Consider the following 13,265-nt stretch of genomic DNA (forward strand, 5'->3'; position numbering starts at 1 on the left):
GGTGTGCTGCGGGCACTGCGGCAACGGCTGGAATACGAAGCGTACAGCTCCCAAACGGCCAATCAGGATCAAGCGAGGAACAAGGGCGGACGACCTCCGAAGGTGAATACTCGCGAAGAAACACGACTCCTCGAAGCGTGGGAATCTGGGCAATACAAAACCTACGCCGAGCTCGGATCGGCATTTAATCTGGATGCTGAATACGTGCAGAAAGTAATTGTTAGGCTGCGCATGCGCAGACGACGTACCTGAATCGCGCAACAAAACCAAACGACAGTTTCGTAGCGAGCAAGATTTTCTAAATTCTTTCGGCTGTTTCTCAGGGCTCATTTGGGGCTTTCTAATGGCACCTGACCGTTAGTGCGCCTAACGAAACTAGTTTCGTTAGGTGTTTCGTTAGGATCATCGGATTCAATTTGTGCCGTGTCGCACCGCGAACACCACGAGCACAACAGAAGGAATCACGATGCACAAGGAACTCATAACGCCTCAGCTGGTTGCGAGGCTCTTAGGAGTCTCAACAAAGTCGGTCCGCCGCTTGGCGGCAGCCGGCAAAATGCCCCCGCCAATTCGTGTCGGGCGGTTGCTGCGATGGAGGGCAGGCGCAATCCACGAATGGATTGATGCCGGATGTCCTGCGGAAAGAGATCGGCGGAGCAATTCAAATGGCTGATCTGATCCTACGCGATACCGACGCGGACGAACTTACCGATCGAATCGCGACCAGCGTGATCGAACAACTCCGCCCCCTGATCACCGATGCCGGTCACTCGCGTCTCGTCGACCGACGGACCATGGCCGGACTCCTAGGAGTATCCCTCGCGACGTTCGATCGCCTGCGGTCGACGAACGACATTCCAACGCGATGGATCGAGACAACACCACGATTCGATCCAACCGCCGTGATTGAAGCTCTCCCCCCTATTTCGCCGGCCGAAAGATACCGGACGGCGGTTGAGGCCAAATAGCGGGCCTTGGATTTGGGTCGGAGGATGCCGGCCGATACATAAGAAAAGCCCCGCCGGCTGAAGGACGAGCCGACGGGGCCAATAGCTCTGATCCACCTGGTCGTGACGCAGAGCGAGGATTCCTACGGCGATGATACAACGAATTCCATCTGACACAAATCAGCCGACGCTTTTCGACGGCGGTGACACGGCGCGGCAGACACGAGCCGCCGCAGCATCAACAGCCCGCAAGCGGTCTCCCGGGCGTCGCGATCAAATCGAGCGGTACGTTCGGTCCCAAGGACCAACCGGGGCCACACGTCACGAGATCGCCGAACGCCATGGATGGCCAGTGCATAGCGTCTGCGGTCCGGTGCTAACGCTGCTCCGCGACGGACAACTGGCCGAATGCGGTCGCACCCGCGCGACTCCATACGGCAGCCAAGCAGCGGTGATCGTCGCGCCGGAGTACGCAAGATGAGCCGGCCAACATACCCGAGCCGGCCCAAGTACTTCGCGCACCGGTTCGTGAGACTGCTAGCGAAATCCGGTGCAGCGAACGATCTCGGGCCGGAAGTGTGCTGGCTTCTTACCGTCATCGTCATGACCGAAGACGCGAAACGATACGACGCCCCGGTCACGTTCTTCAACGAACCACTGATGGCAGTTTGTGGTTTTGGAGGTCGCAGCCGCTTGTCCACGGCGCGGCAAAGGGCGATCGACACTGGATGGCTCTTCTACGCGGCCGGCAGCAAAACCAGAGCCGGAATCTACTGGGTTGAGGTTCCCAAGAAGTATGCAGCATTGAAAGACGGATGTTGTGATGACAGCGATGCGGCCGTTGGCCTCTTTGAGCCCGCCTGCCGTCCTGATTCAGGACAACAAAAGCCGAACCATGACCCCGTGAAAAACGATGCCAACGCAGTTTGCCGTCCCGAAACAGGACACCAGATCAATCGTCGCGACGCATTCCATCCTGAAACAGGACGGCATCTGGACGGCATCCGGACGGAATCTGGACGGCATCCGGACGGCAAGTCGACACCATTCATACCTACGTCCAATTACCCGTCACCGTCACCGTCAGCCGAGACGACGACGACGGATCAGGTTGAATCATGGGAAGAAGCAAAAATGGCCGCCACCAGTGCAGGAGTCGGTCAGGTTAACTCAATGATTGAGAAGGCCAGGCAACGCGGATTGAGCCCCCTCGACGTCATTGAGGCTGCGTACATCGTTGCACACACTCCGGCGCTCGACGGCGGAGCGCTTTTCGCTTGGGTCAGAACCGGGGACTGGCCGGTTGAGGGAGTTCCGGACGATGCAGCCGAGTTTCGAATGCACAGAGAGTCTCAAGCAGAGTCAATCCGAGAGAAGGCTCGCACTCACGCCCCCCTGGGGACGACAGATCAAGCAATTGCGGCCGCAACTCTAAAACGACTTCGGGCAGCGGGCCTAGACGATTTGGCCACCGAGCGCGAACGGGCCGCATTCGAAGCAGATGATCGGCTACGAGAGCCCCCGTCCGAGAGTTCAATCCACGTGGACTCCATTCGACGCCGTGCATTGATCCAGGTGCGGGAATCACGCCGCGGCGAAAGGATCACGCAAGATCATCCGGAAGTTGCAGCACTCTCGGCAAAGGAACTGGTGGCCGCCAAGCTTGATCGGTTTCTGACGGAACAAGAGCGCGCCAGCATCACCCTTTCCCAAGCATCATAGATAAGCATGGACAACACCGACCATTTTGATCCGCGACAGCTATCTGAGTCTGATCTCGCATTACTTCGCAGTCTCAAATTCCACCACGACGGCCCCGTGACACAGTGGCTCAGCTACGTGGCGGACGAGCAGGGCCCCTGGTCCGTGCCGCTATTCGCATCTCGGCCGGCAGCCGACGTTGTCGACGCGTTACGGCAAGCCGTGTTGCTGGACCAAGTCGCTCGCGATTCGTATTCAAACGAGCTCGCTGAGTTCTTCTCGTGGGTGCACTGCATTGTCAGTCTAAACACTGCCGCATTTCTCGCGACTTTGAATGCCTCATTGCTGGATCCAAACGAACACGATTTTCAAGCCTCGCAACGCCGCGGGCACGCGTAGGATCTCTACTCACGTCGGTCGTCTCCTATCAACGGTTGCCGCTATGACCCGAATCAACATTTCGCAACTGCGAATCCAAATCACGGGATCCTCGAAGGATCTCCAAGACTCCATGAAGCTGGCCGTGCGATCGGTCAAAAGGTTCGGCGATAATGTCGACCATGAGACACACCGGTTAAGCCGCTTTCGAAATCAAGTTGTGGCGCTCGGGTCTGCACTTGCTGGCTTGAGAGCTGCACAGGCATTCGGCTCGTTCCTCCGCGATAGCGCGAGGGTCGCCGCAGATTTCGAGTCGGCAAAAGTCTCGTTCGGAGTGCTGCTTGGAGATGCTCAAAAGGCTTCCAAGTTGCTAGACGATCTCAACGATTTCGGGTTGGCCACGCCATTCAACGTCCGAGAGTTGAGAGAAGCAACCCGGCAGCTGTTAGCGTACGGCGTCAGTGCGGAGGATGTGCTAACGACGCTGAAGAGTTTGGGAGACATCGCCGCCGGCACGCAATCAAACCTCGGAGACGTTGCGGAGATTTACGGGCGCGTGCTGACATCCAATCGGCTGCAAGGTGAGGAAATTAACCGCTTGCAGGATCGCGGCATTCCCATACTTCGATTGCTATCCAAACAGCTGGATCGCAATGTCGCCGACATCCGGAAGATGGCCGCGCAAGGTGAGATCGGCATTCGGGAACTGCAAAGAGCGTTTGTCGAATTAACCACTGAGGGCGGCAAGTTCTCGGGGCAGATGCAGGAACTGAGCAAGACGACGCTGGGGCAACTGTCCTCGTTTGAAGATGAGGTCGCTGAGTTCAAACGTGAGATCGGGGAAGGGCTTTTGCCAGAGCTTCGCAACTGGCTTGGCATCACACGCGAGCTCACGGTCTGGGGTAGGGAAATGGACTTAGGGGAGGCCGTGCGCGACATTTCCGCTGCATTCACTGAACTCGCGGAGAAGACCGCCGCGGTATTCCAATGGCTTCGGTCTGGTGTCGTCGGGATCGAACTGATTGCAGTGCGAATCGTTGAGCAGATTGCCAGGCTTTCGGATGCAGTGCTCGGGACGGACCTGCGTCGTCAGGTCAAGGCATTTGCTGACGAGTTGCGTGTCCAATTTGACAACATCGCAAACAGCGGTATCGATCTATGGAAGGGGTTGGATCCAGATCAATCGGGCTCATCCAAAGCATTTGCAGGTTTGGAAACCGTTACTGCGAAGGCCAACGCCGTTGCCGATGCGATGGCGGCAGCCGCAGAGAAGTCCAAAGTCAAACTTGAGGATCTGACCAAAAGCGCCAAGGAAACGGCAGACGATCTGCGCAACGAGTTCGCAACGCCGCTTGATAAGTTCCGAATGTCCGTTGACGAAATCAACCGGGCGAATCTGCTTGGCGGGCTGGATCGGCAAACGGCGGTAACCGCAATCAAGGAACGAATTGATGGATTGATTGAATCAACCCGTATGGCAAAGCGTGAACTCGAGACCGTTGGCGCGTTGACGAAAGGATCGCAGGAAGAGTTCGCCGCTCGCAATCAACGATTCCTCGGTGGCCCCGACGAGGAACGTGAAGAAGGGCTGCGGGTGCGACTCCAAAACGTCATCGATGCATCGCGGTTGCAACTAGGCGCAGAACTGCAGCAGTTGCGGGACAACATTAACGTCTCACTCCCAAGGAGCATTGAGCAACCGGGACTGCGTGGCGCAGGTGATGCCGTACGTCAAACTGCGATCAACACGGGGCGTTTGAACGACATCGCGAGCTTGCTGTCCAGACAATCTGAGATTCTCGGAGCGATCGAAAGAGCGGTAGCCCGACCACCGCTCGTCGTGACAGAGGTCACCGCGTGATGGATGACACCGGCACCGCCGGGGGCCTTGAGGGTAGGGGGGCCAAAATCTTGGAGAACCTTCGCGCTATGGACCGTTTGCTGTCCTTCGCGTGAAAAAAACCAGGTTAGAAGAAAAAAAGGGCCGACACGGCAACCACCCAAGGGCGGGGAAAGAAAGAGCATTTCTGGCCCCGATCCGGCCTCCAAAGAATCCGACGCTCGCTGAGCTTGTGGCTAAACAAAGCTAGTACGCAACCGTAATGACGTCTCCCGATGACGAAATGAAAACCTACCGGCCTCAAGATTTGACCGAAATCCTGCATCTGCGGCCCACGCAGATCTATCGACTGATTCAGAATGGGGAACTAGCAGCTGTCAATGTTTCAAGCGGTACTCGTAGAGCCAGGTACATCGTGACCGAGGAAGAACTCCGAGACTTCCTTCAACGAAGAACAGTGCGCAAAGCAAATCCCACGAGGCCGAATCCCTACGTCCGCCGGTGGCGTTAACTCAAGTGCCCATGATTCAAGATCCAGGCATCCGCGATCCAACCCGGCTGCTTTCGTGTTGACATGCATACCATCGAATACACTGCTCGGATGCGATGCGGCATGTTTCTACAAAATCCGCCATCATACCAGCGGGACATTCAAAACCAGTCGGGCGATAATTTAGCTTTGAATGTACGATCTGATTTCTCGTAGACGAAACGACTTCGGAGAAGTCCGTCAAAGCCTTCGATCTAGTTTTTTGATCTGAATCTCTATCGACTGCATGAAGCGACAGTAGCGAAGGAGCGTACCGTGCAAGCTCTAAAGCATCGCAACAAACCGCGATGGTCAACCTGAGGGCATCGCTGTCTTTTCGGTGCTGACGCTGGTGCGTGTAAACTTCAGATGCCAAATCAAGAATGAAATCTGCGTCTGGTTTCAAAGACCGAGAACTCAGCAGTTTCGATCGAACCGCGGCGATCAAATCTTGCTCCACAACTGTGGATGAAGCGAACTCCATAACTTTTACAAATCCGACCAGCCGAAACTCTACATCGTCGATTGCGATCGCACGGGTGTAGAGTTTAACGATTTCTGATAATGCGGACTCTGCAATCAGCGGGCGTAGACGGGGGACTGCAACTTCGTCTTCCGGCGAGTCTTCCTCGGAAAGATGAACTGGTCGTGCTTCACAGCTGATTACGCACCCTGCTGAAGCCGATAGCTCAAAACAAAGCGAATCCACCAACTGTGTCACTGTCGGGCGGTCGCACTTTCCATCCCACGTGACTTCAATGAACTGGTCGTCAGAGAGAGCGGCAGGGCAATACTTGTCCCAACTACCATCTTTAAGCAACATGAAGCCAAAGACGGTGGTCCCAGCAACGACTCTTAGCTCGTAGCGACAACCTTGCACTTCCGCCTGATGCGCGATTTCGTCTGACTCAATCAACTTGGATAGTATTTGCCAACTAGACTTCGTATCGCTTGCCCGCACATAGAAAAGTGCACGTTTTGGAGTCCAGCAAACTAAGTTGTCAATAAGTTTTGCACCTCTCAATTCCGAAATAAACTCATCGAGATCTCCGTAGGTCAAAGCAAAGGCGTCTTCGTCTGACCTTGGGAGAAACAGAAAGAGCGGATCATCAGCCTGGATTTCGTCCGTAACTGGATTGAAGTCGTCGCTTCTGGGGTCAATGAAATCTTCTCCCAATTCGGAGATCTCCAGCCCTAGAATCTCCTCCAGTTGAGAAAAACCGTTTCCAATTCGTTCATGAATCGGCGAAGCTTCGGACATTGTGGTGTCTATGTCGGGGGGATCTACGAGGTTCCGTCGTATTGATGTCGTCAAGGGAGCGCAACCAGGCTGGATCCATGTCCATGATTACGGTTGGGGGGAGCTTCCTTTCCGAAGATTTCGGCGATGCCGATACAAGAAGTTGTTAACGGGGTCACGGGGCTAACGCCCCACACCTCTTGCGATGACGCTTGAGCCTCATCGTATCGACGGGAGAATTCTAACGCTATCGATAAGTGCCGTGGCGGATGGTCGAAGAGGTACGCGAGAACGTTCAAAACTAGCGCTGCGTCTCCCTATCGATCAACGAAATGGATGGACGAATGCTAGGGGGCGTAGCCGGTGTGGCGATGTGGCAAACAATCGCAACGAGCCACACGTTGGGATGCAGTGACTAAGATGCTGGATTCTACACGCACCGAAGCGACAAAGAGAAAAGCATCAATGAATGACGCAATCGAAACTCTGACGTGCCCACACTGCGCACACACGCTCGCGACATCAAAAGTAAAGGCGAAGCCCGACGAAACCGTCGTTGGCTGTCCTGAGTGCAGCAACAAGAGTCCGCTATCAGGCTGGCGTGCATCGCCGCGGGCCGCAGAATTTGTTCCCGACACTCCGGCCGACAATGAGCCGCCGCCGGCCCCGGAGTTTAGCCCTGAGGTTCCTTTCGATAGTTCACCGCCGCCCGCACCAGCCGATCCACCGGCGATTCAGCAAGTCAAGAAAACCCCGAGTCCCAAAAATCGCGACACCATCAGCCAGATCAGCTACTTCGTTGTGCAGGTCGGGTTGATGGGCATCGCTCTGGTTGCTGGAGTCGTGTTCTTGATCGCGGCCGTCAGCCTGGCAGGAAACATCGTCGCGGTGTTGACCGCGGGCAGCGGGACATTCGATCGATTTCGGGATGACAACGCGTTTGGAAAAGTCGCGAACGAAATTCAGTACGTCCGGGCAGACCTGGCATTCATTCGGTCATTCATCGTTGCCAGTTGCATGTTCGTGGTGATCCGCCGAGTTTCGACCACGAGCACGAAGATCCGCCAAGGGACGTTTGAGGACGCCTGAGGATTGGCTGAGTGCGGCGGTGACGGCCAGTCGTTATGCTCTTGCTGCCGGCGGCTCCGGCGTGTCTTGCCCCGGCACTTTGCATCGGGTGACCCGTTGCAGTTCGGAGTCACCGGTTTTCAAATCATCTGAACGCTTTTACTCGTTTCCAATCGCAGGTGTGTTCTGGGATTCCGAGCCGCGATGTGTCGAGCGATTCAGCCGTAGAGGCGTGGCAAATCGAGAAAGTGGTGTTACGTGCAAGATCCTCGGCGGCTTGCCAGGGCTTCGAGTAACTTCCATAGCTTTGGTCATCGTAGATCGGATGATACCGGCCGTCGCTCGATTGCCCGATGTAGAACGTCCCAGCGGACGTTTCCCAGAAGTAAAGCAATTGGAATTTCATTGGCCCCTGGCTGAAAACCTTGTTGTTTGACTGACCCCGCCAAAATCGCGGGCCTCTATTCTGTTTGACGCAACCCGGCGGGGCAACCTTGGCGGAAGCCCGGAGACTATTCGAATCCAACGAAGTCGCGCTGGCATTTGTCCAAGCCCGATCGGCCTGGCTGCCGGCGTTGCTGGTCGCCCACCGTCGATCAACCGGTAACTTCAAGAACACCTACAAGACGTCCACTCAGCTCGTCGAAGCGCTGCAGAGCAGCGAGAAGATCCCGCCGGTCCTGGCTGACGATCTAAAGCAATGCGACGTTGTGGCCGTGATGGGGTCCAACGACGCGAGACGCGTGCAGGAACTCATCGGCGCAGGCGAAGCGGTTCTGCGGGCCACCGAGTCGAACAAGGCCCACAAGCGGCGGGAGCAAGCCGCACAGGCCGCGAAGAGACGCCCCGGACTCATCGCACGCCTGGTAACGGCTGCGTGCAGTCTGGTGACCGTCTCGCACTGATCCGTCGAAAGAAGGGCTGGCGGGTCGCCCCAACCCGCCGCCTCGATCGATTCTAGCCCACGCGGGGAAGCCGTGCGGGAAAAAACCCAGGGGACACTGGTGGCGCGGGCTTGATCGTGGTGTGAGAGACACGATTGGCCGGCCCACCGGCTTATCCAACCCGCGGACTCGCAACTGCGTCCGCGGCAACCGCCGGCAGTTCAGGACGCCCCCAGACGCCGGCATTGAGCCAACAAAAAAATCCAGACCATGGCATGCCGACCAAGTCGGAACAGTCCCCGAAATTCGTGATGGAGCAGCAAGCAGCTGCCACCCAAGGGGACGAAGTCCGCGCCGGCCGGGTCAGCACTCAAAGAATCATTCACTTCTGCGTCCGCAGAAATTCCTTCTTGGCTTTTGCAGAAGTGAACTTGATTCGGGCATCGCCGGAAACGTTCACCGATAAACTCGTCGGCGACTTCGCCGAGATCGTCAAACGCGTACCAGTGATGAAACTATTACCATCGGATGCGCAGCTTGCGTTGACGAAAACGGCTTGCGATCCACGAAACTGAACACGCTCGCACGTGACAATTAGGCCCGTTACGTCAGATGCGCCGACACCAACAGACGCCGGCAAAAGCAGAATCCCGCCATCGTCTGGTTGAACTTCAAATCGCAATTTCTGGGGTTCGTTGGCGTTTTGGACATCCGCCGCAAGGCAGGACAGCGAGGCACCAATGGCGAACGCTAGCGACATCACGCATTGAGGGATTCCCATTTTCTTGCTCCGTGTGAATTCGGGGACGTGTAGCCCCGGAGGGTACCACGGTTCAGCAATCTGGCGGAATCGCAGTTTGCGTCCCCAAGTCGCCCGGCTCATTCCCGCGATGGGTTCAGTCGGGGCAGCTCCCTCGCAATGAACAGGTACGCCAGAACGACGGCAACGATGAGAATCAGAACGGCAACTAAGAATAGGCCGCGAAGAGACGCCCCGGACTCATCGCACGCCTGGCAACGGCTGCGTGCGGTCTGGTGACCGTCTCGCACTGATCCATCGGAAGAAGGGCAGGCGTGTCGCCCCAACCCGCCGCCTGGATCGATTCTAGCCCGCGTGGGGAAGCCGTGCGGGGGAAAACCAGAGGCCAATTATGCCGGCGGTGACGGGCCGCACACAGTCCGTCGCCGGCCGGTTTTGACTCAGAAAGACACCCGGACCATGGCACGCCGCCCAGGTCGGAAAAACCGCCGGAAAACGCCGCTGGGACAGCCGGACTGTCACCCAGGATGGCCGACGGCCGCACCCAGATCAGCCAGAGAGCTTCAAGTTTCAGACTCTGGTTTTGGTGAATGGTTCGCCGAGGCCCTTTTCAACCAGTGCCTCAAGTTGGATCAACCGACCGTTGATGATCGCGGCTTTTGCATCCCCGATGTAATCCGAAAACGAACTGAAATAGGCTACGCTAGTCGAACCTGGTTCGTCGGGCAGGCATAGATACCTGGCAACCATTGATGCGTTGTAGAGCGGTCGAAACTGCTTGTAGATGTCCTTGTGGTGGACACGAAGTCTTTCCAAGCGGCGAAAGTGGCTGGTGCTGACACTCCCGTGTCGTTTCGCCAGTAAAGCTTCAACAAGTTGGATGGCTTTATAAAAAGCGATCGTTGCCACCCACTCATCGTGTGGATTCCGCGCGTCTTCGATTAGAGCCACCAACGCGTCATGATTCCGTTCAACAAGCCTGAGTCGGTCTTTAACCGTCGTTTCCGCCACGCTGAATCTCAAAATTTGTCGTTGGGTGCATGAACGACGAAAGTGAATCGCTCGGAACGTTGGGAATTGATAGAACGCTCAGAGTGATGTCTCGCAGATCGGGATCGTTCGCGAGTTCAATGTCGAGATCGCTCAGCGCATCTTCGAAATCCGAGTCGTATTTGGTGGATTTCGTTACGACGAGAAACAAAAGCTGAGAATCACGGAGAGTGACATAGGCTTTAGCCACGCCGGTCTGACCGCTAAGCCAACTACCAAGTCGCTTGACGAGGATCGAAAATTGCAGCTCGTATTCCTCTGCTTGCAATTGCATCTGGCAAGCATTGATCACATCACGGAATCGTAAAGTGAACCGATCTTGACTTTCAGGCTCCAGCGTGACCTGACCGTCGACATCAAGCCATCGGATGATCAGCGCTTGCCGAGAATCACGTGCCGTTGTGTTTGTCACTGGATCAGCGAGTGAGTGGGGTGGAGAAGACGACGGAGGATTTATTGTAGTCAACGTCAAAGTGGGTGGTGTGTCTTAAACGAAATGATGTCGCTTCACGTCTACGGCGATTTTCGAGGCAGAGAATAAGCATTTTATCGCCTTGAGCAACCAGGCTTGTTTTTTGTGAACACTGATTCGGTTGTGCTCAAATCCGTTGGCGAGATAGCGTCCCACCAAGCACAAAACAGGAGCACTTGGTAGCCCCGAGGTAGCCCCGGATAAAAAAGATGCCGCTTCCCTTATAAGAGAAACGGCATAGGGCTGACAGGAGTCGAACCTGCACTTCCGAAGAAACTGGAACCTAAATCCAGCGCGTCTGCCAGTTCCGCCACAGCCCCGTTCGCTCAATAGTCGACCGGATCAGAATTTCGACCGAAGACGCAAACAACCACGCGGCAACTGTCTGCCGCCAGGTGTGCCCAACCGACATCTCCGGTACTCGCTCACAACGGCGTCGGCCATGATCGCGTCGGTCACTGCCCCAGGGCAAGGGACCGACGGAGGATGACGTCGCGAAGCTCCGTCGTTCAGGAAGCGCTGGCAGGCAACTCTTCCGTTGCGGTGGGAACCACCCAGACCTTCAGGCTCGCGTCGACTTCGCTGTGCAAATGAACGCGAACGGTGTAAAGACCGAGCTCTTTCAGCGGGCCGTCCAGCCGGATCTGGTCCTGTGCCAAGTGGAAATCGGCTTCCTTCAGAGCGTCCACGATTTCGTGAGCCCCGACGCTGCCGTACAAATGCCCTTCGTCGTTGGCGTTCGCTTCGATGGTGATCGATTGCTTGCCCAACTCGTCGGCCAAATCCTGGTAGCTCTTCAGCTTTGCCAATTCCAACGCACGCAGTTTCTCGCGGTGCTTCTCGACCATCCGCTTGTGGTGATCGGTCGCGATCGTCGCCATGCCCTGGGGCAGCAGATAATTTCGAGCGAAGCCCGGCTTGACTTCGACAATGTCGCCTTGCTTGCCGAGATGCTCGACATTGTGGATCAACAACAACTGGATCCCGCCATGCTCGCCTTTGGGAAGACGCTTGTAGGGTCGTTTATAGGTTCGGCCGTTGCGCGACATCGTAATGCTCTAACAAATGAATCGGTGAAAGGTGGGTTGGAATTCTCGTAGGCGGGCCGCCACGGGAAAGTTTTAAAATGGAATGTTCGGATCGTCGTAACCCGCTCCGCCGCCGGTCGGCTGGGCGTCGCGCGGGGAAGAATCGGCGGAGTAACTCTCGTCGGAGTCATACGCCCCGTGGTCTTCGGAGGCCTGCGAGGCCGCACGGTGTGAGGATCCGCCGCCTGAACCACCGCCGGTGCGACTGCCCAGCATTTGCATTTTCTCGCCGACCACTCGCAACTTGCTTCGCTTCTGACCGTCGGTCTCCCATCGATCTAGCTTCAAACGGCCCTCGACCAGCAGCGGCGAACCCTTTTGCAGGTACTCACTGGCGACTTCCGCATTGCGGCCCCACAGCGTGACGTCGACGAACGTGGCTTCGTCGACCCATTCGCCGCTGGAGGTCTTGCGGCGATCGTTGACGGCGATCGTGATCTCGGCGACGGCCAGCCCGCTGGGGATGTACCGCAATTCGATGTCGCGCGTCAAATTCCCTACCAAAACGACGCGGTTGTAGCTAGCCATGTCAGTCCTCTTCGTCTTGGGGGGAATCGATTGAAAGTTAAGTTGCCGGTCAGACGGTGCCGCGCGGCAGCGTCCTGCACGTCGGCACAAGACCCCGAACGCCCCCCGCAGGATCCGTTTTGACGTGTTCGAACTCCGATGAATCCTCAGGAGCCGATTCGGTATCCTAAAGGAAAACCGCTGTTTTCGGAAGGTGCAAGCTGCGACCATCAACGAAGCAATTCGGCCCTGTCACCGGAAGAAACAGGAACCGGGCGATTACCGGCTGAGCCGCCGAAACGGCGCCAAATTCACGCCCGGAAAGGACTGGAAGCCCGGAAAAACCGGCTGCAACGATTGTTTCTCCGGTAATACTCACCAGCCCACGCCAACGGTCGCAATCAGCTGGAGGCTTCTTGCGTTTCCGGTGCCGCTTGCTCTTCGTCTTGCGCGGGCGCAGCCTCGCCACGGGCATTCGCCAGAATGGGCTCCACCAATCGCGGATCCAGCTTCAAGGTCATCTGGCGGATCACCGGTTCGCAAAGGTGGAACGCGCGGTCCAACTTCGGCACGTCGGCGCCTTCCATTTCAAAGTAGGTCAGCCAATAGGTGCCCTTCTGGTGCCCGTCGATCGGGTAGGCCAGCTTCTGCTCCATCCACAGCCGATTGACTTCGACCTTGCCACCGGCTTCGGTGATCAGGTTTTCGATCTGCTTGCCGACGCCACCGGGGTCGCGAGCGTATTGATTGCTATCCAGGATGCAAAGCGTTTCGTAAGTGTTCTTCGCCACGGCTTTCGTC

17 protein-coding genes and 1 tRNA gene are annotated in these 13,265 nt (G+C 56.6%); 11 read left to right on the top strand and 7 right to left on the bottom strand.

All coding sequences use genetic code 11. The features are described 5' to 3' along the window. From FYK55_RS29585 to FYK55_RS30080, 8 genes are all read left to right on the top strand, one after another. The coding region (locus tag FYK55_RS29585; RefSeq protein WP_235908444.1) for a hypothetical protein at positions 1–252 on the top strand (252 nt) is incomplete at its 5' end. Between the two features lie 214 nt (positions 253–466). Next, positions 467–673, top strand: a complete 207-nt coding sequence (locus FYK55_RS30075) for a helix-turn-helix transcriptional regulator (RefSeq protein ID WP_150075369.1) — start codon at positions 467–469, stop codon at positions 671–673. Beyond that, on the top strand, positions 624–968 hold the full coding sequence (locus tag FYK55_RS05325) for a hypothetical protein (protein ID WP_201743657.1): 345 nt from the start codon (positions 624–626) through the stop codon (positions 966–968). The genes FYK55_RS30075 and FYK55_RS05325 overlap by 50 nt, the downstream gene beginning before the upstream one ends. Before the next feature lie 331 nt (positions 969–1,299). Then, entirely contained in the window at positions 1,300–1,428 is a 129-nt protein-coding gene (locus FYK55_RS29970) for a hypothetical protein (RefSeq protein ID WP_261344946.1), read from the top strand. 1,061 nt (positions 1,429–2,489) lie between these two features. Continuing rightward, positions 2,490–2,669, top strand: coding sequence for a hypothetical protein (locus FYK55_RS05330; protein WP_150075371.1), 180 nt, complete (start codon positions 2,490–2,492; stop codon positions 2,667–2,669). A 6-nt stretch (positions 2,670–2,675) separates the two neighbouring features. Then, positions 2,676–3,047 (top strand): hypothetical protein, encoded by a 372-nt coding sequence (locus FYK55_RS05335; protein WP_161604324.1) that lies wholly within the window; start codon positions 2,676–2,678, stop codon positions 3,045–3,047. 112 nt (positions 3,048–3,159) lie between these two features. Next, the gene (locus tag FYK55_RS05340) at positions 3,160–4,887 is read left to right on the top strand and encodes a tape measure protein (protein ID WP_161604325.1); all 1,728 of its coding nucleotides are present in this window, start codon (positions 3,160–3,162) and stop codon (positions 4,885–4,887) included. A 262-nt stretch (positions 4,888–5,149) separates the two neighbouring features. Then, a complete protein-coding gene (locus FYK55_RS30080; protein ID WP_161604326.1) occupies positions 5,150–5,377 on the top strand; it encodes a helix-turn-helix domain-containing protein in 228 nt (75 codons plus the stop codon). Positions 5,378–5,393: 16 nt separating this feature from the next. Here FYK55_RS30080 and FYK55_RS05350 read toward each other — a convergent pair whose 3' ends face one another. Further along, a complete protein-coding gene (locus tag FYK55_RS05350) occupies positions 5,394–6,656 on the bottom strand; it encodes a hypothetical protein (RefSeq protein WP_150075375.1) in 1,263 nt (420 codons plus the stop codon). 444 nt (positions 6,657–7,100) lie between these two features. Here FYK55_RS05350 and FYK55_RS05355 point away from each other — a divergent pair, with 444 nt between their 5' ends. The 3 genes from FYK55_RS05355 to FYK55_RS05365 all read left to right on the top strand — a co-directional run bounded on the left by FYK55_RS05355 (position 7,101) and on the right by FYK55_RS05365 (position 9,162). After that, positions 7,101–7,724 carry a hypothetical protein gene (locus tag FYK55_RS05355; RefSeq protein WP_150075376.1) on the top strand — a complete coding sequence of 208 codons (624 nt, stop codon included), beginning with the start codon at positions 7,101–7,103 and terminating at the stop codon, positions 7,722–7,724. Between the two features lie 554 nt (positions 7,725–8,278). After that, positions 8,279–8,608, top strand: a complete 330-nt coding sequence (locus tag FYK55_RS05360; protein ID WP_161604327.1) for a hypothetical protein — start codon at positions 8,279–8,281, stop codon at positions 8,606–8,608. Between the two features lie 224 nt (positions 8,609–8,832). Next, the gene (locus FYK55_RS05365) at positions 8,833–9,162 is read left to right on the top strand and encodes a hypothetical protein (RefSeq protein ID WP_150075378.1); all 330 of its coding nucleotides are present in this window, start codon (positions 8,833–8,835) and stop codon (positions 9,160–9,162) included. 755 nt (positions 9,163–9,917) lie between these two features. Here FYK55_RS05365 and FYK55_RS05370 read toward each other — a convergent pair. The 6 genes from FYK55_RS05370 to rpsF all read right to left on the bottom strand — a co-directional run bounded on the left by FYK55_RS05370 (position 9,918) and on the right by rpsF (position 13,255). After that, complete coding sequence (locus FYK55_RS05370) at positions 9,918–10,256, bottom strand: hypothetical protein (RefSeq protein WP_161604328.1); 339 nt, start codon at positions 10,254–10,256, stop codon at positions 9,918–9,920. A gap of 82 nt (positions 10,257–10,338) precedes the next feature. Continuing rightward, the gene (locus tag FYK55_RS05375) at positions 10,339–10,809 is read right to left on the bottom strand and encodes a hypothetical protein (RefSeq protein ID WP_150075380.1); all 471 of its coding nucleotides are present in this window, start codon (positions 10,807–10,809) and stop codon (positions 10,339–10,341) included. 298 nt (positions 10,810–11,107) lie between these two features. Further along, a tRNA-Leu gene (locus FYK55_RS05380) sits at positions 11,108–11,189 on the bottom strand. Positions 11,190–11,378: 189 nt separating this feature from the next. Next, entirely contained in the window at positions 11,379–11,918 is a 540-nt protein-coding gene (gene rplI / locus FYK55_RS05385; RefSeq protein ID WP_150075381.1) for a 50S ribosomal protein L9, read from the bottom strand. 72 nt (positions 11,919–11,990) lie between these two features. Continuing rightward, positions 11,991–12,485, bottom strand: a complete 495-nt coding sequence (gene ssb, locus FYK55_RS05390) for a single-stranded DNA-binding protein (protein ID WP_150075382.1) — start codon at positions 12,483–12,485, stop codon at positions 11,991–11,993. Between the two features lie 380 nt (positions 12,486–12,865). Continuing rightward, positions 12,866–13,255, bottom strand: coding sequence for a 30S ribosomal protein S6 (rpsF, locus tag FYK55_RS05395; RefSeq protein ID WP_150075383.1), 390 nt, complete (start codon positions 13,253–13,255; stop codon positions 12,866–12,868). Positions 13,256–13,265 lie beyond the last annotated feature (10 nt).

Source organism: Roseiconus nitratireducens, assembly GCF_008629675.1.
Classification (GTDB): domain Bacteria; phylum Planctomycetota; class Planctomycetia; order Pirellulales; family Pirellulaceae; genus Stieleria; species Stieleria nitratireducens.

What these genes read in the sequence shown, in the direction of transcription:
- FYK55_RS05335 (WP_161604324.1), top strand. Translation starts at nt 2,676, where the DNA reads ATGGACAACACCGACCATTTTGATCCGCGACAGCTATCTGAGTCTGAT.
- FYK55_RS30075 (WP_150075369.1), top strand. Translation starts at nt 467, where the DNA reads ATGCACAAGGAACTCATAACGCCTCAGCTGGTTGCGAGGCTCTTAGGA.
- FYK55_RS05325 (WP_201743657.1), top strand. Translation starts at nt 624, where the DNA reads ATGCCGGATGTCCTGCGGAAAGAGATCGGCGGAGCAATTCAAATGGCT.
- rplI (WP_150075381.1), bottom strand. Translation starts at nt 11,918, where the DNA reads ATGTCGCGCAACGGCCGAACCTATAAACGACCCTACAAGCGTCTTCCC.
- ssb (WP_150075382.1), bottom strand. Translation starts at nt 12,485, where the DNA reads ATGGCTAGCTACAACCGCGTCGTTTTGGTAGGGAATTTGACGCGCGAC.
- FYK55_RS30080 (WP_161604326.1), top strand. Translation starts at nt 5,150, where the DNA reads ATGAAAACCTACCGGCCTCAAGATTTGACCGAAATCCTGCATCTGCGG.
- FYK55_RS05340 (WP_161604325.1), top strand. Translation starts at nt 3,160, where the DNA reads ATGAAGCTGGCCGTGCGATCGGTCAAAAGGTTCGGCGATAATGTCGAC.
- FYK55_RS05350 (WP_150075375.1), bottom strand. Translation starts at nt 6,656, where the DNA reads ATGTCCGAAGCTTCGCCGATTCATGAACGAATTGGAAACGGTTTTTCT.
- FYK55_RS05355 (WP_150075376.1), top strand. Translation starts at nt 7,101, where the DNA reads ATGAATGACGCAATCGAAACTCTGACGTGCCCACACTGCGCACACACG.